This window comes from Lutibacter sp. A64 (assembly GCF_022429565.1).
Lineage (GTDB): Bacteria > Bacteroidota > Bacteroidia > Flavobacteriales > Flavobacteriaceae > Lutibacter.
Genome location: NZ_CP092487.1, coordinates 1,204,775 through 1,226,488 on the forward strand (window position 1 = coordinate 1,204,775; position 21,714 = coordinate 1,226,488).

Annotated in this window: 16 protein-coding genes; 7 read left to right on the forward strand and 9 right to left on the reverse strand. The window is 27.9% G+C overall.

What is annotated here, in order from left to right:
- Nucleotides 1-13: 13 nt before the first annotated feature.
- Together MKD41_RS05000 and MKD41_RS05005 are read right to left on the reverse strand one after the other, a co-directional pair.
- Complete coding sequence (locus MKD41_RS05000; protein WP_240244340.1) at nt 14-2,347, reverse strand: Lcl domain-containing protein; 2,334 nt, start codon at nt 2,345-2,347, stop codon at nt 14-16.
- A 108-nt stretch (nt 2,348-2,455) separates the two neighbouring features.
- The gene (locus tag MKD41_RS05005; protein WP_240244341.1) at nt 2,456-3,295 is read right to left on the reverse strand and encodes a 1,4-dihydroxy-2-naphthoyl-CoA synthase; all 840 of its coding nucleotides are present in this window, start codon (nt 3,293-3,295) and stop codon (nt 2,456-2,458) included.
- Between the two features lie 162 nt (nt 3,296-3,457).
- On the opposite strand from MKD41_RS05005, the gene MKD41_RS05010 reads away from it, so the two are divergent.
- The gene (locus tag MKD41_RS05010) at nt 3,458-5,845 is read left to right on the forward strand and encodes a GAF domain-containing protein (protein ID WP_240244342.1); all 2,388 of its coding nucleotides are present in this window, start codon (nt 3,458-3,460) and stop codon (nt 5,843-5,845) included.
- 13 nt (nt 5,846-5,858) lie between these two features.
- Here MKD41_RS05010 and MKD41_RS05015 read toward each other — a convergent pair whose 3' ends face one another.
- On the reverse strand, nt 5,859-7,082 hold the full coding sequence (locus tag MKD41_RS05015; RefSeq protein ID WP_240244343.1) for a Pycsar system effector family protein: 1,224 nt from the start codon (nt 7,080-7,082) through the stop codon (nt 5,859-5,861).
- 70 nt (nt 7,083-7,152) lie between these two features.
- Between MKD41_RS05015 and MKD41_RS05020 the strand changes: the two genes are divergently transcribed.
- The 3 genes from MKD41_RS05020 to MKD41_RS05030 are packed head-to-tail and all read left to right on the forward strand — an operon-like array spanning nt 7,153 to nt 13,217.
- The gene (locus MKD41_RS05020) at nt 7,153-10,851 is read left to right on the forward strand and encodes a metallophosphoesterase (protein ID WP_240244344.1); all 3,699 of its coding nucleotides are present in this window, start codon (nt 7,153-7,155) and stop codon (nt 10,849-10,851) included.
- 14 nt (nt 10,852-10,865) lie between these two features.
- Entirely contained in the window at nt 10,866-12,041 is a 1,176-nt protein-coding gene (locus MKD41_RS05025; RefSeq protein ID WP_240244345.1) for an alpha/beta hydrolase, read from the forward strand.
- An 18-nt stretch (nt 12,042-12,059) separates the two neighbouring features.
- Entirely contained in the window at nt 12,060-13,217 is a 1,158-nt protein-coding gene (locus MKD41_RS05030) for a C1 family peptidase (RefSeq protein ID WP_240244346.1), read from the forward strand.
- A gap of 142 nt (nt 13,218-13,359) precedes the next feature.
- Here MKD41_RS05030 and MKD41_RS05035 read toward each other — a convergent pair whose 3' ends face one another.
- The 4 genes from MKD41_RS05035 to MKD41_RS05050 form a co-directional block, all read right to left on the reverse strand.
- Nucleotides 13,360-13,773 carry a DNA-binding protein gene (locus MKD41_RS05035; protein ID WP_240244347.1) on the reverse strand — a complete coding sequence of 138 codons (414 nt, stop codon included), beginning with the start codon at nt 13,771-13,773 and terminating at the stop codon, nt 13,360-13,362.
- A 7-nt stretch (nt 13,774-13,780) separates the two neighbouring features.
- Entirely contained in the window at nt 13,781-15,445 is a 1,665-nt protein-coding gene (gene menD, locus MKD41_RS05040; RefSeq protein ID WP_240244349.1) for a 2-succinyl-5-enolpyruvyl-6-hydroxy-3-cyclohexene-1-carboxylic-acid synthase, read from the reverse strand.
- A 126-nt stretch (nt 15,446-15,571) separates the two neighbouring features.
- Nucleotides 15,572-16,645 (reverse strand): isochorismate synthase, encoded by a 1,074-nt coding sequence (locus MKD41_RS05045; RefSeq protein ID WP_240244350.1) that lies wholly within the window; start codon nt 16,643-16,645, stop codon nt 15,572-15,574.
- A gap of 89 nt (nt 16,646-16,734) precedes the next feature.
- Nucleotides 16,735-17,163 (reverse strand): PaaI family thioesterase, encoded by a 429-nt coding sequence (locus MKD41_RS05050; RefSeq protein WP_240244351.1) that lies wholly within the window; start codon nt 17,161-17,163, stop codon nt 16,735-16,737.
- A 74-nt stretch (nt 17,164-17,237) separates the two neighbouring features.
- Here MKD41_RS05050 and MKD41_RS05055 point away from each other — a divergent pair, with 74 nt between their 5' ends.
- Complete coding sequence (locus MKD41_RS05055) at nt 17,238-17,741, forward strand: plasmid pRiA4b ORF-3 family protein (RefSeq protein WP_240244352.1); 504 nt, start codon at nt 17,238-17,240, stop codon at nt 17,739-17,741.
- Here MKD41_RS05055 and MKD41_RS05060 read toward each other — a convergent pair.
- The gene (locus MKD41_RS05060; RefSeq protein WP_240244353.1) at nt 17,738-18,652 is read right to left on the reverse strand and encodes a DMT family transporter; all 915 of its coding nucleotides are present in this window, start codon (nt 18,650-18,652) and stop codon (nt 17,738-17,740) included. The two genes, MKD41_RS05055 and MKD41_RS05060, sit on opposite strands and share 4 nt — an antisense overlap.
- A gap of 122 nt (nt 18,653-18,774) precedes the next feature.
- Nucleotides 18,775-19,839, reverse strand: a complete 1,065-nt coding sequence (locus tag MKD41_RS05065; protein ID WP_240244354.1) for a hypothetical protein — start codon at nt 19,837-19,839, stop codon at nt 18,775-18,777.
- A gap of 87 nt (nt 19,840-19,926) precedes the next feature.
- Here MKD41_RS05065 and MKD41_RS05070 point away from each other — a divergent pair, with 87 nt between their 5' ends.
- On the forward strand, nt 19,927-20,829 hold the full coding sequence (locus MKD41_RS05070) for an ABC transporter ATP-binding protein (RefSeq protein WP_240244355.1): 903 nt from the start codon (nt 19,927-19,929) through the stop codon (nt 20,827-20,829).
- Nucleotides 20,829-21,674, forward strand: coding sequence for an ABC transporter permease (locus tag MKD41_RS05075; protein ID WP_240244356.1), 846 nt, complete (start codon nt 20,829-20,831; stop codon nt 21,672-21,674). Before MKD41_RS05070 ends, MKD41_RS05075 begins: the two co-directional genes overlap by 1 nt.
- Nucleotides 21,675-21,714 lie beyond the last annotated feature (40 nt).

A 21,714-nucleotide genomic window follows, 5' to 3' on the forward strand; every position in this document is an offset into this window, starting at 1 on the left:
ACATTGTGTCTAATTATCGTATTCTATTCTTCATTTCATCTTCAGTAATAAAACCATCTTTATTAATATCTCGTCTATCAAAATTTTCTTTTAGGCGCCCTTTTACTTCATTTTTTGATAATTTATTATCCTTGTTAACATCCATTTTTTTAAGCAAGTTTTCAAATGAAGGAGCTATATTAGAGCTTTGAGAGTTATTATTTCTCCCATTCTTTAGCTGTGGTGCTTGTTGTCTATTTTTAGTTTCTTTATTTAGTTTTTGAGTTGTATTTATATTTTTTGTTGTTTCATTAATATCTCTAACACTTCTAACAAAATTATAAACATACCTAACATCTCCTTGTGGTCCAAAAAACTGAGGGTAGCTATTTTTATTACCACTTTTAGGATCACTTCTTTGACAACCTGCACCATGCACATCCATTAAATTCCCTCTCATTTTTCCTTGTCCTTCACCAAAAGCAATATAAACCGCACTAGCATTTGGATTTCTACCATCTAAATGGGTTGTACTTGTCCAAAAATATGGGTATTGACCTGTTTTTCCATTAGGATCACTAATTTCTGTTGTTTCAAAAATAGAATGTATAGCAGGTGAATTTGTAGTTTGTGGAGCTCTAGAATAATCAACTATACTTTGTAATTCTTTGGCATTAGGTAAGCGCCAATCTGTATAAGAACCTAATTTTAGGTTATTAGAATATGTTAATGCCTCTTCCCAATTTTTTCCAACACCATCATCTACTTTTTGCCACATTAAACCAGTAGCATAATCGCTAACAGTACCATCTCCATTATCTATAAAATTATTTTGGCCATACGCAGTATTACCACGTACCATTCTAAAATACATTTTATTTTCATTTTTAGTTCTTGGATTGTATTTAGGATATCCTTTAATACGCCCATCAATAAAATTTACACCAAAAATAGTTTCATTATTATTCATGGTTCTTCCTACATATTCGGTAGAAGACCAAGTTTGCGCATCTATTTCACGTTCACCATTGGTTGTATCTCCTAAAGGTTGAATAAAATAATCCGTATCTATAAACATATCAATAGCAACAGTTCCTTTTACTTTTCCTGTAAATAAAATAAGAGAATACAATTCTTTTATATTAGGGATTCTCCAATCTGAATATCCTCCTAAATTAGAATTTTCTGCTTTTAAAAGCGCTTCTTCAAGAGTCATTTTTAAGCCCATATCTTTTTGCCACATCAATCCAGTTACATTATCAGTTACAGTACCATTTTTATTATCTGTATACGAAGGTTGGTTTCCATTGTAATTTGCATCTTGACCATAAAAGTCGTCATCTATAGATGGTTCAGAAATAGTTTCTAAATCTGAATAATAACTTTTAACACCAGTATCAACAATTGGATATGTAAGGTTAAGTGCTGAATTTACTTTACTAATATTAGTTTCACTTAAACGCAAAGGCAACTTCATTAAATCTTTAGCATATAAAACTGTTCCTCCATAATTTTTACGAATAGCTACAGTTGTTGCTTCCTCATCCACATTGGTAAAATTAAAATGTGTTAATACTAAATTTTTAACATTTGCTTCTTTAGCCATTTGAGAACTTTCCGATAAATTAACATGCGCTTTTTGTATATTGCTTGTGTTATTTCTTGTATTTGCTCTATTCCCTCTATTTTTAGCTCTATTAGAACCTAATTCAATAGCTCCGCCAGAATCCATAATTAAATAATCTGCATTTTTAGCCAAAATAGGCAGTGATTTAGAGTATGTTAAATCTCCTGAAATTACAATAGATTGGTTATCTACTTCAAAACGATAAGCTAAAGTTTTTATACTGTGGTTTACTTCAGTACAACTTATTTTTATAGCACCAATATAAAAAGTTTCGTTTCCATCTAAATTTTTATAAGTAATATTATCTATTACATCATTTAAGTTTCTTCCAGATTTTGAAAGTCTATAGCTAATATCTTCATTATATACATCAAAAATATTAGTAACTAATGCAGTGGTTGGATTTGGACCTGCTACAGTTATACTATTTCCTCCCAAAAGTGATTGAATAAAAATAGGAGTAAATTCTTCGTTATGGTCTAAATGATGGTGTGTAAAAAGTAAACCATCAATAGTTCTAATTTTAGTATTTAACTTATTTAAATTAGCTTGTGTACCATTTCCCATATCAACCAAAATTTCAGTATTTTTATAAGAAATTAATACTGAAGGCCCAGACCGATCTACATTAAATTTAGGCGAACCGGAACCTATTATTGTGGCCGTTAAATAATTATTATCTTCTTGAGAGAAGGCTTGTAAAGTAAGACAAACTAGAATTAAAACTAAATATTTTTTCATTTTATATTTTCAAAGTAAGACTCTCTTTTTATAAAAAGGTTTAATCTTATGCAAATATATTTCTAGTGTTATCTATTTTAATAAGCTAAATACTAAAAAGCATTTTAATTATGGTAAATATTTTTTATCAAAATTTGGTTTACGTTTTTCTAAAAACGCATCTCTACCTTCTTTAGCTTCTTCTGTCATATATGCTAAACGGGTTGCTTCACCTGCAAATACTTGTTGTCCTACCATACCATCATCGGTTAAATTCATTGCAAATTTTAACATTTTAATAGAAGTTGGTGATTTTTCTAAAATCTCTTGCGCCCATTGATATGCAGTACTTTCTAATTCATCATGTGGAATTACAGCATTTACCATACCCATTTCAAAAGCTTCTTGTGCAGAATAATTTCTTCCTAAGAAAAATATTTCACGTGCTTTTTTTTGTCCAACCATTTTAGCCAAATATGCAGAACCGTAACCACCATCAAAACTAGTTACATCGGCATCTGTTTGTTTAAAAATTGCATGTTCTTTACTAGCTAAAGTTAAATCGCATACCACGTGCAAACTATGTCCGCCGCCAACAGCCCAACCTGGTACAACTGCAATTACAACTTTTGGCATAAAACGAATTAAACGTTGAACATCTAAAATGTTTAATCTGTGGTAATTATCTTCACCTACATAGCCTTGATGTCCACGTGCACGTTGATCTCCACCACTACAAAAACTATAAACGCCATCTTTAGTACTTGGTCCTTCGGCAGTTAGTAACACAACCCCAATATTTAAATCTTCTTGTGCATCATGAAAGGCTTCTAATAATTCGCTTGTTGTTTTTGGTCTAAATGCATTTCTTACATTTGGTCTATTAAATGCAATACGTGCTACTCCACCACTTTTTTTATAGGTTATATCTTCAAATTCTTTAACTGTTTTCCATTTTATATTGCTCATAACTATCAATTTTAGAAAGGTAAAAATAATTTATTTTATGTGTTTTTACCATTAATATAAAAGTTTATTTAATACCTTTTATCTTGGAAACTAAAAAAGAAAAATAAAACAGTAAATTTGTAGCAATACTTACGACAAACTAAAGAATATATATCTTTTTTCATGAAAATTGTACCTAACAAAATAAATAAATCTGAACTTCCTATTAAATTAAAGGTTAGTTTTGTTGCCATTTTTGAATATTTAGAAAAACTTGCACAAGATAAAGATAGTTACTTACAAAATATTGCAATTGATTTATTAGAAGAACTTAAACAATTTCCAGAATTAAAAGAAGGATTTGAAGACCTTAGTTATTTAAATAAATACAACAAAGAAATTGATAAATTATTGTCTTTTTTATTTCCAGAATTATTACAAAAAAACGAGATAAAAGCTGCTACAATTCCTTTTGAATTTACAACCTTTAAACTTTCTAAAAGATTTGAACAAATTATTGAAGATGCTGGCGAAGATTATGTTTTTAAACTTAGAAATTTTGAAGATTTAAACATTTACATTTTAAGTTGTTCTTTTATTCTATCTAGCTATTATAATGTTAATGTTGATTTTAGAAGACCTTTCTATTTTGATATACCAAATGCAAAAACAGGAATTACAAAACATTATAGAACTACTATAAATGGCGATTTTTTTAGTGTAAAACCATTAGATTCTGCTCCAAAAATAACTGATGAAGATGTAAAATTATTATTAGATAATTTTGATAATATTGATATTTGGAAAGAAAAATTCCCTCCTAATAGCTATCAATTTACTGGATTTGGTATCATGAACTTGTTTGATGTTACTCAAGATCAATCTTTAGCTAATTTAACCGAAAACTTAATCAGAAATAAAAAAGATGAAAATAGTTTCGATAAAATTGAAAAAAGCATTGCCAAATTATTTGGGTCTAGTAATATTCGTTTTGGATTTTCTACCTACCATTTTAGCAAAACCAATACAACTTTTAAAAAACATAAAATACAAAAAAGTTTTTTATTAAATGATCAAGTAAACTTTGATTTTAAAGGTTATTTCTGTAAAAATGTTTCTAATAAAGTTTTTAAAAATCACGACCTTATTGCTATTTCAGACATAGATGCTTATGGTGATGCTACAAATTTCAATGGGTTGTATAAAGCTTTGACAGAACAAAATATAAAAAGTATAATTTTAGTTCCACTAAAGTTAAAAGATGATTTATTTGGAATTATGGAGATAGTTTCAAAAAATAAATTTGAGTTAAATTCTATAAATGCATATAAATTAAAAGATGTTATTCCGGTATTTAAAATTGCTGTAAAAAGAATAATGGAAGAAATTGAAAATAAATTAGAATCCATAATTCAAGAAAATTACACATCTTTACACCCAACCGTAAAATGGAAATTTTACGAACAAGCTGAAACACTATTTTTTGCAGAAGAAGAATACTCTACAAAAACACCTTACAACCTTAAAAATATTGTCTTTGAAGATGTTGTACCTCTATACGGACAAACTGATATTAAAGGTTCTTCTACAGCCCGTAATTGTGCCATTCAAAAAGATTTAAGCAAACAATTAAATTTGGCTAGAAATATAATTGAAAAAACTAACACAAAATACAAACTTCCAATTTATAAAGACCTATTGTACAGAATAGACTCTTGCTTAAAAGATATTAAAGATGGCCTAAATACAGGAGATGAAGTAATGGTAACCGACTTTTTAAATAAAGATATTTATCCTGTATTCAATCACTTAAAAACTATCGACACTGATTTAAGTCATAATATAGAACTATATATGAGTCATTTAGATGACAAACTACAAGTTGTTTACGAAAAAAGAAAAGATTATGAAGAAAGCGTTACTTTATTGAATGAAGAGTTAGCAAAATTTATAGATTTAAAGCAAATTGAAGCTCAAAAAATGTTTCCTCATTATTTTGAACGCTATAAAACTGATGGTATAGATCATAATATGTACATTGGAAAATCATTAGTAAATGACAGAACTTATAATAAATTGTATTTATACAACTTGCGTTTATGGCAATTACAAATGCTATGCGAATCGGAAAATTTAGCAAATAAATTAAAAACTACTTTAAAACATCCTTTAGAAGTTGCTTCATTAATATTAGTACACAGTACTCCTTTAGCTATAAAATTTAGAATGGACGAAAAACGTTTTGATGTTGATGGCGCTTATAATATTAGATATGAAATAATTAAAAAACGTATAGACAAAGCACATATAAAAAATACCAATGAAAGGTTAACACAGCCTGGTAAAATAGCTATCGTGTACAGTCAAAATAGCGATGCCCAAGAATATTTAAAATATATAAAGTATTTACAATCTAAAAATTACTTTTTAGAACCTATAGAAAAATTAGATATTGAAGACTTACAAGGTATTACAGGCTTAAGAGCTTTACGAGTTACTATAAACTACAATAAATCTGAAGAAAACAACATTACTTTTGAAGAAATTATGCGAGAAATTTCACCAAATTAATTTAGGCAAATTGTTAATCAATTCCTTGTAATCGCATCATTTCAAAAGCAATTACAAACGCTATTACAGAAATAATAACACCAACCATAAATATAGTATAGGCTATGCGCAATAGCCTATATTTTTTATCTAAAACTTTACCTAAAAAATACAAATCTTTCATTAAAGACTTATACAGATAATCTCTATCATTCATCATTTCGGTCATACCTTCCTGAAAATCACCTAATTCCATTTTATGAAAGTTCCCGAAAAATAATAAATTCACTTTTTTATTTTTTACATCTTCCTTAGTAAAAGTACCCGATGTAACTTTAGGACGTGTAGATAATACAGAATAAATCATTGTAACTACCGTAATAAACAAGAAAAATATTGTTGGATAAATTAAATAATAATTACTAGCCTTATCTAACTTTGGAAACAAATTAGACAATGCAATAGATAAAATAATTGCACTAACAGATAATAATATATTTGCTTTAGTATCTGCAATGTCACTTAATTTGATATGGTTTTTAAGCGTAACACGGTACATAGTTTCTATACCGCGTTCTGGCCTTTCTGCTTTTTCTTTTTTTCGTTTTAATTCTGCTTTTTTTAGAAGCTGTTTTGCTTTAGCTTCTTCTTCTTTAGCAATAGTTTTTCGTAAATCTTTCTGAACTTTTAACCAATTTTTAGTTTTTTGATCACTTAAAGTGCCAAATGCATAATTTGTAAAATACTTATGTGATTTTAAAAAATCTTCGTTTCTAGTTAAAAACTCAACATCCGTTAAATATTCATTACATAATTGTTCCCATTCAGATCGTAATAAATTAGATTTTTCATTAAACGATTCAGCTCCTAAATGGTATAAATCGGCATCACAAATAATTTCTTCAAGTAAATTTTTTGGTTTTTGAGGAGTTCTTGTAGCTTCTATTAACGTTTTTACTTTTGCAATTTTATCTTGAGAAAAGCCTTTTTCTTCTAAATATTTTTTCGCAATTTCTTTACTTTTATCTTCATGATTTTCAAATCCATAAATAAAACCCGTATCATGAAACCAAGCGGCAATTAATAATAATTCTAAATCTTCTTCATTTAAATTTTCAGCAACACCAATTTCAAATGCATGTTTAGCAACTTCTTGTGAATGTTCGTAATTATGATAAATTACCTCTGGTGAAAGTTCACTTTTTGATAAATTAAAAACATAAACCGCAACTTCTTTAAAAAAATCATTTTCTAACATTGTAAAAAAATATATTGAACATCAAAAGTACATAATTTTATGTACTTTTAAATTTTTAAACAAATACTAAATGAATCGAATTTCAATTTACAAAATTTATTTCCTAATTATTCCTTTAATCATAAGTGGCTGTGCAAGTTACAATGCACAATACAAAGATTCAGGTTTAAACTGGAATAAAAATATTGTTGAAGAAAACTCTGAAATTGAACATACTTTTTATTTAATTGGTGATGCCGGAAATGCCAAAGAAGGAGAAAGCTTAAATCATTTTAAATTATTAAAAAAAGAACTTTCTAAGGCAAGTAAACATGCAACAGTACTTTTTTTAGGTGATAATTTATATGAAAAAGGAATGCCTAAAAAAGAACATAGCACTAGAAAACTTTCTGAACATAGACTAGATGCTCAAATTGAATTAGTTAAAAATTTTAAAGGTCAGCCTATTTTTATTCCTGGTAACCACGATTATTATAGCGATGGTATTAAAGGTTTAAAACGCGAAGAAGATTATATTATTAAACAGTTAAATAAAGATGCTTTTTTTCCTAAAGATGGCTGTCCAATTAAAAAAGTTGATATTTCTAACGAAATTGTTCTAATTATTGTTGATTCTCAATGGTATTTAGAAAATTGGGATAACAATCCAACAATGAACGATGATTGCGATATTAAAACCAAAGAACAATTTTTTGATGAATTTGAAGGTTTAATTAAAAAAAATGAGGGTAAAACAACTGTGGTTGCAGTACATCACCCACTTTTTAGCAATGGTTCACATGGTGGACAATTTTCTCTAAAATCTCAATTATACCCTGTTGGTAATAAAATTCCATTACCCATTATTGGAACAGCAATTAATTTACTAAGAAAAACTAGTGGTGCTTCTGTTCAAGATATGAATAATAAATTGTATCTAGAATTTAAAAATCGCATTGTTACACTTTCTCAAAAATCGGATAAAATTATTGTAGTTTCAGGACATGAACATAATTTACAATACATTTTTAAAGACAATATTCCTCAAATAGTAACAGGTTCAGGTTCTAAAACAGGTGCTGTTAGAGCCATAAATGGAAGCAAATTTGCCTTTGCTAAATTGGGTTATGCTAAAGTAACTGTTTACAAAAATGGAGCTTCAATTGTAAAATATTTTACTGAAGAAAACAATTCAGAAAAATTAGTTTTTCAAACTGAAATTTATCCGCCTGATGCTGATAATACGATTTATAATTATACTAAAAATTTCCCTAAAACTGTTTCAAGTTCTGTTTACAACAAAGATGAAGTAACAAAAGGAAAGCTATTTTTAGGATTATGGGGAGATCATTATAGAAAATATTATGGCACAAAAGTAGCTGCTCCAACAGTTTTATTAGATACGCTTTTTGGTGGTTTAACACCTGTTAGATCTGGTGGTGGGCATCAATCTAAATCTTTACGTTTAGAAGATAAAAACGGTAGAGAATTTGTTATGAGAGCCTTAAGAAAAAGTGCTACACAATACATACAAGCCGTTGCTTTTAAAAATCAATATGTAGAAGGTCAATATAACAATACAATTGCAGAAAGCTTATTATTAGACATTTATACAACTTCTCATCCATATGCTCCTTTTACAATTGGAAAACTTGCTGATGCCGTTAATATTTATCATACAAATCCAACTTTATATTATATTCCAAAGCAAAATGCACTAAAACATTTTAATAAAAAATATGGAGACGAATTATATATGATAGAAGAACGAGCTGGAGACAATCACGGTAATTTAGAAAGCTTTGGATTTTCAAACGAATTAATAAGTACAAATGATTTATTAATAGAACTCCGAAAATCTGATGATATTAGTATAGATGAAAATACATATATTAGAGCCAGATTGTTTGATATGCTTATTGGAGATTGGGATAGACACCAAGACCAATGGCGTTGGGCAAAATTTAAAGACGGTAAAAAAACTACTTATAAACCTGTACCTAGAGATAGAGATCAAGTTTTTTCTAAAAATGATGGTTTTATTTTAGGGTTTCTTACACGTGCCATACCTGCTTTAAAAGCCATGCAAGTTTACGATGAAGAAATAAAAAGTGTAAAATGGTTTAATTTATCGCCTTACCCGTTAGATATGGCACTTATAAATCAAGCTAATTATACCAATTGGAAAGCTCAAGTTCAACTAATTCAAAAAAATATTACTCCAGAAATTATTGATAAAGCTTTTAAAAACTTTCCAAAAGAAGTACACGATACTACCGTTGAAGAAATTAAAACTAAATTAATTGGTCGTTTAAAAAACTTACCAAAAATTGCTAAAGAATATCATAAACACTTATCTAAATATGCTATAATTAAAGGAACAGATAAAGATAATTACTTCGATATTGAGCGCTTAGAAAATGGAGTTACTACTGTAAAAATTTACAATATTAAAAATGATGAAAAAGGAAGTTTGTTTTTTGAAAAATCATATTCAAAAAAAGAAACTTCAGAAATTTGGGTATATGGTTTAGATGATGATGATATATTTAAAGTTACGGGCACAAAAAACAATGTAATTCCTTTAAGAATTATTGGTGGTCAAAATAATGATGAATATATTATTGAAAATGGAAAAAGAGTTACTATTTACGATTTTAAAACCAAGAAAAACACATTTACAAAAAACAACGGGAAAATAAAACTGCTAGAAGATTACAATACAAACGTTTATGATTATAAAAAAATAAAATACAATCAAAATCAATTACTTCCATCTATAGGTTCAAATCCAGATGACGGAATTAAAATTGGTGTTAACAATGTGTTTACAGTTTATGGATTTGAAAGAAATCCATTTACCCAACAACATACTATAAACGCAAATTATTTTTTCGCTACCAATGGTTTTGATATTACTTACAAAGGTGAGTTTGCAAACATTTTTAATAAATGGAATTTTTTAGTTGATGCCGTTTTTACAAGTCCAAATTATAGTATTAATCATTATGGTTTTGGAAATGAAACAATAAATTATGAAAATGATTTTGGTGAAAATTACCATAGAGTTCGTTTAAGTACCTACGCCATTGCTCCTTCTTTAAAATGGGAAAGCCGTTTAGGTGCCATTTTTAAAATTGGAGCCACTATAGAAAGTAAAGAAGTTGAAGCTTCTACAAATAGATATATTAGCACTCTCAATTACACTTTAGACGAAAGAAAAACCTTTGCAGGTCTTATAACTTCTTATGAATATAAAAATTACGATCACAAAGCATTTCCTACTTTAGGTATGAGTTTTTCTTTAAATGCAGAATGGAAAAGTAATCTAGAAAACAACAAAGAAAATCACACATTTATTACACCTGCATTTGGTATTAATTACAAATTATCATCTAATGGAAATATAGTTTTTGCAACAAAAGTTAAAGGAAACATAATAATTGGCGATAATTTTGAGTTTTATGATGCAGCTAGTATTGGTGGCTTAGACGGATTACGTGGGTATAGAAACCAACGTTTTATTGGAAATAAATCATTTTATCAAAACACAGACATTCGTTTTAACATAAGAAAAGTAAAAACTCAGGTTATACCTTTACAATTAGGTTTTTTTACTGGGTTTGATTATGGTAGAGTTTGGTTAAAAGATGAAAATTCAAACGATTGGAAAACCTCTTATGGTGGTGGTTTTTGGTTAGTAGCTGCTGATTTAATAAATTTAAACACATCTGTTTTTAATTCAAAAGACGGTGTGTACTTTAACATTGGCTTAGGTTTCGGATTTTAAAAAATAACTTAATTATGAAAAAATTTCTTTTATCAATTCTATTATTAAGCATTTCAACTTTAATGTTTTCTCAAAAAATTCAAACTAAAAAGTTTAATTCAGAAATACTTCAAAACGATCGGTATTTAAAAATATATATTCCACCAAGTTATACTTCAGAAAGCGAAAAACATTATCCTTTAACTATAGTTTTTGATGCTGAATATTTATTTGATATGTATGTTGGAAACTCCATTTTATTTGCAACTAAAGATGAAGCTCCAGAACAAATTATTGTAGGTATTAATCAAAATTATAACGGTGAAAGGTATGACGATTGTTCCTATCAAAAGGAAAATAGCTTACCAACACAACAAAGTGAAGCATTTTACCAATTTGTTAAAATTGAATTACTAGATTACCTTGAACAAAACTATAGAATTTCTCCTTTTAAAACAGTGGTAGGAAATACATTAACAGCGAACTTCACCAATTATTTTTTAATAGAAAAACACCCAACTTTTAATGCATTTATAAATATAAGTCCGTATTACGCATTGGATATTCCTGTATTATTACATCAAAAAGCTACAAATTTAAATGACGAGAATATTTATTATTACCTTTCAAATAATAAAGAAAATTCAACAGAAAAAGCACAACTTATTAAAGACACAGATACTATTTTAAAAGGTGTAGAAAATGCAAAGTTTAAGTATAAATACGATGCCTTTAAAAACAGTTCAAAAACGGCTGCAATTGGCCAATCTGTTCCAAGTGCTTTATCATTTATTTTTGAAATGTATTCAACAATTTCTGAAGAAGAATTTGAAAATAATATAAAAAATATGTCACCACCAGATGCCATTGCTTATTTAGAAAAAAAATATGTAGAAATTGAATACTTATTTGGAAGCGATCTTAAAATTAGAGAAAAAGATATTTTTGCAATAGAAAGCATTATTTTAGATAAAGAAAATGGCGACTACTTAAAAAACTTTGGTGAAATGATTAACAAATTATACGAAGAATCGCCTATTGGAGATTATTATATAGGACGCTATTACGAAACCGGAAAAAACTATAGAATGGCTTTAAGATATTATAAAAGCGGTTATATGAAATTACCTGAAGGAGATCCTAATTCCGATGGATATTATCAAAATATTGAACGTATACTTCAAAAAAGAGACGGAACTTATATCGAATAAAACCTTAATATATATACAATGAAACACACATTTTTAACTTTAATTTTATTTATTACAACTACATTTTTTTACGCACAAGAAGATAACGTAGTACATGTACAAATACCTACCGAACAAAAATATGAATTTACAACTGTTATAGACATAGAAGCTTCTGCTGTTAAAAGTCAAGGAAATACAGGAACATGTTGGAGTTTTGCTTCTTCTTCTTTTTTAGAATCTGAAATTTACAGAACTACTGGTGAAATGATTGATATTTCTGAAATGTACAATGTAAGACACACATACCCTAAAAAAGCTTGGAATTATGTAATGAGACAAGGTAAAATTCAATTTAGCGAAGGTGGTTTGGCCCACGATGTTATTAATTCTGTTGCAACTTTTGGTTTAGTACCTGAAAGCGCTTATTCTGGACTTATAAATGATGCCACTAAACACGATCATTCTAAAATTGTTCCAGAATTAAAAGTGGTATTAGATGCCTACATAAAAAACGATAAAAAATCTGAATACCCAAATTGGAACATAGCTGTTGACTCAATTTTAGACACTCATTTAGGTAAAGTACCAACTACATTTTTTTATGATGGAATTATGTACGACCCACTTACTTTTCTTAAAAAAACCAAAATTCAAACATCTGATTATGTTACTTTAACATCTTTTACTCACCAACCTTATAATACTAGTTTTGTATTAAATATTCCTGATAATTTTTCAAACGGACTTTTTTATAATATAACTTTAGATGCTTTAGTTGAAGAAACTGATAATGCTTTAAAACAAGGTTATACTATTGCGTTGGATTGTGATGTTTCAGAAAAAACATTTTCTTCAAAATATGGAATTGCTGTACTTCCAAAAGAATTAAACAATCAAGAAAAATGCTTAACTTATATTGTTGAAGAAACTACTGTTTCTCCTGAATTTAGACAACAAGAATTTGAAAATTACAATACTACAGACGACCACCTTATGCATATTGTTGGAATGGTAAAAGACCAAAATAGAAATGAATATTACAAGGTAAAAAATTCTTGGGGTGCTAGCGCTGGTAAAATTGGAAACAATGGATATATCTATATGAGTAAAGCCTTTTTTAAACTTAAAACAATTTCTGTTTTAGTTCATAAAAGCGCTTTAAGCAAAAGCTTAAGAAGAAATTTTAAATTATAATGTAGCAATACATAGAGAAACAATAAAGCAACCTTTTAATAATATTTTAAATTAAAAGGTTCTTTTTTATTTTAGCCCTTGTTGTTGAAAACACCAACAAGGGCTAATTAATAGATTGATTTTTATCAATAAAAAGGTTCGCTTAAACAAACTTAATTCCTTCTTCAGAAATTACAATTAATTTTTGACGAAACAAACCTCCAATAGCACTTTTAAAAGCTTTTTTACTCATTCCTAATTGGTATTTAATTTCTTTAGGATCGCTTTTATCATGCAATGGCAAAAAGCCATCATTTTGTCTTAATGCATTTAATATTGTTATTTCATTTTTAACAATAGTATGTTTAAAACCTACTGCTTGTAGGCTAACATCAAGTTTTCCATCATCACGAATTTTCTTTATATAACCAACTAACCGCTCACCTTCTTCAATTTTTTGGTACAGTTCGTTTTTATAAAGCATTCCTTCAAATTCTTCATTTACTAAAACAGTAAATCCTATTGCTATATTTCTAACAACAATTAAATCTACTTTATCTCCTACTTTTAAATCCATAATATTTTTATTTTAAATTGTTGAAATATGCTTTTAATATTAAATCGTTTTGTTCTTTTGGTGTAAAAATTTCCAATAACTTAGGTGTATCAGAATCATTATAAAATTCTTTAAGCCCATTGTTTAATTGCTCTTCATTTTCAGCTACAACATATTCAAAATTATACATTTTACATAAATGTTTAGCTGTTAAATTGTGTGGTGTTTCAAAATAATCCAACGCATTTGATTGCTTTGGACCTGGAATAAACCTAAAAATTCCACCACCAGAATTATTAACTAAAATAATTCTAAAATTTTTAGGAATATACGCATTCCAAAGCGCATTACTATCATAAAAAAAACTAATATCGCCCGTAATAAAAACTGTATTTTGTTCAACAGCTGTTGCGGCTCCAATAGCTGTACTTGTACTTCCATCTATACCACTGGTTCCTCTATTACAAAAAACGTGTAGCGAACTATCAATATCAAATAATTGCGTATATCTAATTACAGAACTATTACTAATTTGCAATTGCGAATTGTTTGGTATAGATTTTAAAATGATATCGATAACTTTAAAATCTGAAAACTGACAAGTTTCAATAAATTTTTGATGCTTTTTTAAACGTTTTGCTTTTTTATGCAACCAAAACTCTTGATAATCACTTTCTACAGGTTTGGTTAAAAAGAAAAATTGACTAAAAAATAGTTCTGGAGTAATTTTAAAATGCTGATTTAAAGAAAAATAAGTATTAAATGCTCTTTTACTATCTACGTGCCAATGGTGTTTCGGTTTAAATTTTCTTAAATGTTGTTTTATTTTTTTTGAAACAATCAATCCCCCTAAACTTAATAAAATATCTGGTTGAAAATGAGATAATTCATCATCTTCTAAAGGAAATATTAATTTATCTATACTATTTATAAATTTCGAATTTGAAACATTTGCTGTGTTTTCAATCAAAATTAATACAGAAGGATCTTTTGTTAAATGTTCTAATTGAATTTGCAATAATTCACTCGGATAATTAGCACCAACCAATACAATTTTTCTTTTTGAAGTATTCCAAATTGCAGCAAATTCTTCTAAAAAATCTACATTTAACGGAACCTCTTCAAAAGTATTAATAATTGGTTTAAACTTAACTAAACTTGTTGTAGTTTCATACAAAGGCTCATCAAAAGGTACATTTATATGAACAGGTCCTTTTTGTAAATATGAAATTTTTAGCGTTTCATCTAGCATTTCTTTAATAGAACCATTTTTATTTAAAGCTTCATTTAAACTTATAGATTCTAAAACATGATTTTCAAACACATATTCTTGTCGTATTGTTTGTCCATCACCAATATCAATTAAATGCGCTGGCCTATCTGCGGAGATTACAACCAATGGTATATTGCTATAATATGCCTCGGCAATTGCAGGATAATAATTTAAAAGAGCCGAACCAGAGGTGCAAACAATTGCAACCGGTTTTTGTAATTGCTGCGCAATTCCTAATGCAAAAAATGCTGCTGAACGCTCATCTACAATACTATAATTTTGTATTTCTGGAGCATTTGTAAAACCGATAGTTAATGGAGCATTTCTTGAACCTGGAGATATTACTACATGTACTATTCCATTAGCAATACAAGAAGCAATAACAGTTTGGGCCAATTCGTTTTTAGGAAATTGTGGCATTTACTTTTTTATTTTAAAATGCAAAGGTACATAAAGATATTGTTAATTTTTACGAAATATAAGAAGATAGCTTAGCTATATTAAAATTAAAAAAAGAAGTATTATTCTTTAATTTTAGTGCTGTTTTTATAAAACCTGCTTCATTATTTCAGCTTTAGCAACAGTTTCTTCCCATTCTTTTTCTGCGTTACTTTTATCAATAATTCCGCCTCCAATATAAAGTGTAGCATTATTTTTAGCGAGTCGCATACATCGTAAATTAACGTATAAATTTGTAGTATTATCACTATTTAATTCGCCTAAATATCCAGAATAAAATGCTCTGTCGTAATTTTCATTTTTCAAAATAAAATCGGTTGCTACTTTTTTAGGAATTCCACAAATTGCAGGTGTTGGATGTAAAGAGTCAATTAATTTCTGTAATAAATTTAACGACTTCAATTTCGCATAAATATCTGTACGTAAATGAATTAAACTTCCAGCTTTAGCTGTATACGGTCCTTTTTTTTGAATTTCAGAAATTTTGTCTCCAATATTTTCTAAAATATAATCTGTTACGTATTGCTGTTCAAACAATTCTTTTTCTTTCCACTTTACTTGTAATGTACCAGCAAACTTTTGAGTACCAGCTAACGCCATTGTTTTTAAATTCAATTGTGCATCTATACTTATTAAACGCTCTGGAGTTGCTCCCATCCACAAACCTACTTTTGGGTGAAACCATAAATATACAAATGCATTTTTATAACTATTCAGCATTTTTTTAAGCACATTAAACACCTCAACTTTTTGACAAGTAATTGTTTCTTTTCTAGATAAAACAATTTTTTTAGCTTCATCATTATTTATAAAATCAATTGCATTTTGTACAGTTGATATGTAATTATTTTTAATAGTTTCATCAATTTCAACTTTAAATTTTAAATCTGATTTAGAAACTTGAAAATCATTTTCTATAATTGAAGAAATTCGATTACAAACATTAAATGGAAATATAATTTTAGATTTGTTTTTATCAAAAGGCGAAAAAACAAAACCACATGCTTTAAAAGATTTTAATATATGAAGTTCTGATGTTTGTTGACATACTCCATAAATTTTTGTTTCATTTGGCTTTCTATATACTACAAAAGGCATGTTTAAATGATAAACATCTTCTATTTTTTTAAAAAAAGCAGTATTATTTAGTACTGAATCCATTAATTTAATTGTTGTATTAAATTGTGCACTGTTTTACCAATAATTTGGTAGGTAAATTATATTGAAGAAAATTATTGATAAAATATTAGTTATCTTTTGGGTAAAATATAATTTGTTATTTTACAAATAGAAATAAGTCTTCCCCTATCATCTTCTACTTTAATTTCAACCAAATGTATAGTTTTTCCTTTATGAATAATTTTTGCTGTTGCGGTTACAAAACCACTTTTAACACTTCGTAAATGATTTGCAGAAAATTCGATACCACGTACCGAATATTTTTCCATATCAATAGCTAATATTGATGTAGGACTTCCTACACTTTCTGCCAATGCCATTGTTGCGCCTCCATTTAAAATTCCATCGGGTTGATGCACTCTTGAGTCTACAGGCATTCTAGCCACCAAATAATCTTCACCTAAATCTATATATTTTATATTTAGAGTTTCGTTTAATGTGTTTTCACACATTTTATTTAAAATTTTTAACTTCTCTAGAGCTTCTTCTTTTGTATTCATAATTAAAAGTTGATTTGTAAAAATAAGAATTTAAACTATAAATACTACCTTTGTAACTTATTATATAGTTTAAAATGGCATATAAAATTAGAGTAATATTAGATGTAGATCAAGATGTTTTTAGAGACATTGTTGTTAATGAGGCAATTAATTTAGAAGAATTGCATTTTATAATTGCAAAATCTTTTGGATTTAAAGGTCAAGAAATGGCTTCTTTTTACTTAACCGATGCAACTTGGGAGCAAGGTGAAGAAATTCCATTATTTGACATGTCGGAAGATGAAAATTCTTTTTGTATGGCAAATTGTGTCACATCTATGGTATTAAAAAAAGAAAGCGATAAACTAATTTATATCTACGATTTCTTTTCTATGTGGACGTTCTTTGTTGAATTAACCGAAATTATTGATGAAGCTGATAAAGAATTGCCATTTATTGCGCTTTCATTTGGAAACCCACCAGAAAAAGCTCCTGAAAAAGATTTTATTGGAGAAGATATTGATGCTGATAATTTTGATGCCTTTGACGATGAAGCTAATTTTGATAATATAGACGATATTGATTTAGATAATTATTAAGGTTTCACAATTAAATCTACTTCTTTTGTTTTTCTTTTTTGAACTATTTTAAACACGTTTAATTGTTTTTGATAAAATGTAATACGTATTCCAAAAAGTAAAACAATTCCGCCAAAAATCATCTGTAGCGTTATTTTTTCATCTAAAAATAGCCACGCTAAAAAAGTAGCTAATACTGCTTGACCTAATAAACTTACAGATACTCTTGTTGCCCGCATATTTTTAGTAGCATAGCTAATTAATAACCAAGCCAATAATTGACAAACCAAACCTTGTATTACCAATACTAACCAAGCTAAATTACTAAACCCAGTAAAGGAAGCTCCTGTAAAATAACTAATAATACCTAAAGAAACAGCTGACGAAACCACGCTAATTGTCATAAAACTCACTACAGTTGTATCATTTAAAATATTTTTACTAGTTAACATATAAACCGCATAAAGCATTCCAGATAAAATTCCAAAACAAAAAGCTAAATCGAAATTAAAATTTAAAAAAGTACCAAATCCAACTAAAAATACCATTCCCAAAATGGCAATTACAGTACCAAACCAAAAGTTTTTTGTTGGTTTATTTTTTAAAAATAGAAAAGCGCCAATACCAACCCAAACTGGAGATAAATTTGTTAAAAGTGTAGCTTGTGTTGCAGTAGATTCTTGTATTGCAATATTCCAAACTGCAACATCAGCTCCAAATACAGTTCCACAAACCATAGAGAGTACAATATTTTTTACAGATGGTAATTTAAATTTCTTAGTAATTAACATATAGGGCAAAATAACTGCCGATGCAATTGCCATTCTATAAAATGCAGATATTAACCCTGGAGTTAAATTTAATTTCACTAAAATTGGAAAAATTGAAATACATAGTATCCCTACAATTAGTGCTATTCTTGCCTTTGTCATTTGTAAAAATTTTACGACGAAAATAACGCTGTAAATCAATATAAAATGGACTTATTTAATCATTTAATTGTTAAATATTACCATGTTTTTTTTTATAAAATAAAAATACAAATTAAAGTAGATTATCTAATAATATAAGTATTTACATTTTCATAATTTCTAGTCACAAAATTAAAGGCCACTCTTAAAATTTCACCCATAGTTTTACATTTTTTAAAATGCTTATCTAAAGTGTAGTCGTATAAATCCATTTTAAGTTGTTCAACTTTTTCAGGTGTAGAAATTCTGTCTTCTTTCATACAAGCCAATAAATCATTTACTCTTTCTTGAGAACCTCTAAGTCTACGAGCTATTGCAGAACGTTCTTCTCTTTTATATTGCTCTATAGATTCATTTTGTAAATTTTCTGAAACCATTTTAACAAAAGGATAATTTTCTTTAAAATATTGAGGGAAATAAACTTTTAAATTACCTTCAAAACTTTGTTGATCAAAATCCATAGCTCTAATTCTATACTCTACCTGATCAAAATCGTAAGAAGCTACAATTACATAGTTATAAGAACGCATATCACCTAATAACCGTATCATACAACGCTCATTAAATTTTACAAATTCTTTTGAAATTCTTTTTTTACTACCTTCAGAAATTGTTTTAAAATTTTCTACCAAAAATTGATCTCCAGGAATTCCCAGTACATGCTCTTCTATTAGTGTATCTTCATAAACCAAGAAATTTATATTATTTGGAGATAATATATGCTCTAATTCTAAGCCATAAATTCTAGAAGCATCTGCTTTTTTAATATACAAATATGTATGGTTATCATTTAAAATGTTTCTCACCTTTACTCTAAATGGCTTAGAGTTACCAAACGTACAGTAATCTATAGCGTCTACAGTTAAATATGGCAACGAGTCTTCACTACCATCTCCGTGCAAAATTAAGTACATTAACATTAAACTTAAATCAATTTCATCACGTTCATATTCTGCATAATAAACACGTACCCACAAACTATCTTCTCCATTTTTATCATAAACTACAATTGCATCGGTAAAACGCAATAAATCATCATACGAAACTGGTATTTTAATACTTCTATCGTATTCTTTTAAATAAGCGGATAATTTATCATTTATTGGATACGCCGGTTTCTTCTGTGAAATTAATTTTTGTTCTTCCATTCTAATAGCTTCTAAAATTCAAATTTAATATATTGCTGTAACAAATTTTAATAATCGTCGTCTAAATTTATATAAAACTATTCTATATTGGAAACTATTCTCTCTCTAAAAAATCTGAACAAACATTTTGGAAGCATACACGCTGTAAATAATTTATCTTTTGATATTAAAAAAGGTACAATTTATGGCATTTTAGGACCTAATGGAAGTGGAAAATCAACTACACTTGGTATCATTTTAAACGTTGTTAACAAAACTTCTGGTAAGTTTAGTTGGTTTAATGGCGATTTATCTACACACCAAGCTTTAAAAAAAGTAGGTGCAATTATTGAACGCCCTAACTTTTATCCTTATATGACAGCTGTTCAAAATTTGGAATTGGTTTGTAAAATAAAAGAAATTCCTTTTACTAAAATTGAAGAAAAGCTTAAAACTGTAAATTTATTTGAACGTAGAAATAGCAAATTTAAAACCTATTCTTTAGGTATGAAGCAGCGCTTAGCAATAGCTTCTGCCCTATTAAACGATCCAGAAATTTTAATTTTAGATGAACCCACTAATGGATTAGATCCACAAGGAATTCACGAAATCCGTCAGATTATTAAAGATATTGCAAGCACAGGAACTACCATTTTATTGGCTTCGCATTTATTAGATGAAGTTGAAAAAGTTTGTACGCATGTTGTAGTTATAAGAAACGGTATTAAATTATATGCTGGAAGTGTTGATGAAATGACCGCTTCACACGGTTTATTTGAATTAAAAGTAGAAAATAACAATAAACAACTTCTAGAGCTCTTAACTAAATTTGAAGGAATTTCTTCTTCAAAAATAGATAACGATACCATAATAGCTAAGTTAGACAAGCCTATTTCTGCTTCAGAAATAAATAATTATTTATTTAAAAATGGTGTTATTTTATCGCATTTAGTTAAAAGAAAACCTAGTTTAGAACAACAATTCTTATCACTAACCAACAAAAAATCATAATGTTACGATTATTAAACATAGAACTTCATAAACTAAAACATAACAGAGCTAGTAAAATTTTAATACTAATCTACTTTATTTTATTAACCTCAATTGCACTTATTGCTGCAATTAAATTTGATATTGGTCCTATTAAATTTCACTTAGCCGAACAAGGTATTTTTAATTTCCCATACATCTGGCATTTTAATACCTATATGGCTTCCACTTTTAAATTCTTTTTATTGTTAGTAATCGTTTCTATGATGGCTAATGAATATAGCAACAAAACTTTAAAACAAAATTTAATAGATGGTTTAAGTAAAAAAGAATTTATACTTTCAAAATTTTATACGGTAGTAGCTCTTGCATTAATTTCTACCTTATTTGTTTTTATTACCTCTTTAATTTTAGGTTATAGCTACTCCGATTTTAATGAATTTTCTATTGTAACAACAGATTTAGAATATTTAGTTGCCTTTTTTGTAAAATTAGTAGCATTCTTTTCTTTCGGACTTTTTATGGGTATTTTAGTAAAACGCTCTGCTTTTGCTGTTGGAGGAATATTAGTGTGGTTTTTTGGTGAAAGTATTATAAAAGGATTTCTATTTTGGCAATTTAAAGATATTGAAGGTACTAGCGATCGTGTAAATAGTATTATGCAATTTTTACCTTTAGAAGCTATTTCTAACTTAATAAAAGAACCTTTTACGCGTTTAAGTGCCGTAAAAACAGTTGCAAAACAAGTAGGTGAAGATTTATCTAAAGATTTTTCTATTCAACCTTTAGATTTGATAATTGTAATAGGTTGGACTGCATTATTTATATACTTTTCTTATGCTTTATTAAAAAAGAGAGACTTATAATTTGTTACCAATATATTTTAGAAAATTTATATAAAAAATA

Coding starts and splice junctions, on each gene's coding strand:
- MKD41_RS05000 (WP_240244340.1), bottom strand. CDS start 2,347: ATGAAAAAATATTTAGTTTTAATTCTAGTTTGTCTTACTTTACAAGCC.
- MKD41_RS05005 (WP_240244341.1), bottom strand. CDS start 3,295: ATGAGCAATATAAAATGGAAAACAGTTAAAGAATTTGAAGATATAACC.
- MKD41_RS05010 (WP_240244342.1), top strand. CDS start 3,458: ATGAAAATTGTACCTAACAAAATAAATAAATCTGAACTTCCTATTAAA.
- MKD41_RS05015 (WP_240244343.1), bottom strand. CDS start 7,082: ATGTTAGAAAATGATTTTTTTAAAGAAGTTGCGGTTTATGTTTTTAAT.
- MKD41_RS05020 (WP_240244344.1), top strand. CDS start 7,153: ATGAATCGAATTTCAATTTACAAAATTTATTTCCTAATTATTCCTTTA.
- MKD41_RS05025 (WP_240244345.1), top strand. CDS start 10,866: ATGAAAAAATTTCTTTTATCAATTCTATTATTAAGCATTTCAACTTTA.
- MKD41_RS05030 (WP_240244346.1), top strand. CDS start 12,060: ATGAAACACACATTTTTAACTTTAATTTTATTTATTACAACTACATTT.
- MKD41_RS05035 (WP_240244347.1), bottom strand. CDS start 13,773: ATGGATTTAAAAGTAGGAGATAAAGTAGATTTAATTGTTGTTAGAAAT.
- menD (WP_240244349.1), bottom strand. CDS start 15,445: ATGCCACAATTTCCTAAAAACGAATTGGCCCAAACTGTTATTGCTTCT.
- MKD41_RS05045 (WP_240244350.1), bottom strand. CDS start 16,645: ATGGATTCAGTACTAAATAATACTGCTTTTTTTAAAAAAATAGAAGAT.
- MKD41_RS05050 (WP_240244351.1), bottom strand. CDS start 17,163: ATGAATACAAAAGAAGAAGCTCTAGAGAAGTTAAAAATTTTAAATAAA.
- MKD41_RS05055 (WP_240244352.1), top strand. CDS start 17,238: ATGGCATATAAAATTAGAGTAATATTAGATGTAGATCAAGATGTTTTT.
- MKD41_RS05060 (WP_240244353.1), bottom strand. CDS start 18,652: ATGACAAAGGCAAGAATAGCACTAATTGTAGGGATACTATGTATTTCA.
- MKD41_RS05065 (WP_240244354.1), bottom strand. CDS start 19,839: ATGGAAGAACAAAAATTAATTTCACAGAAGAAACCGGCGTATCCAATA.
- MKD41_RS05075 (WP_240244356.1), top strand. CDS start 20,829: ATGTTACGATTATTAAACATAGAACTTCATAAACTAAAACATAACAGA.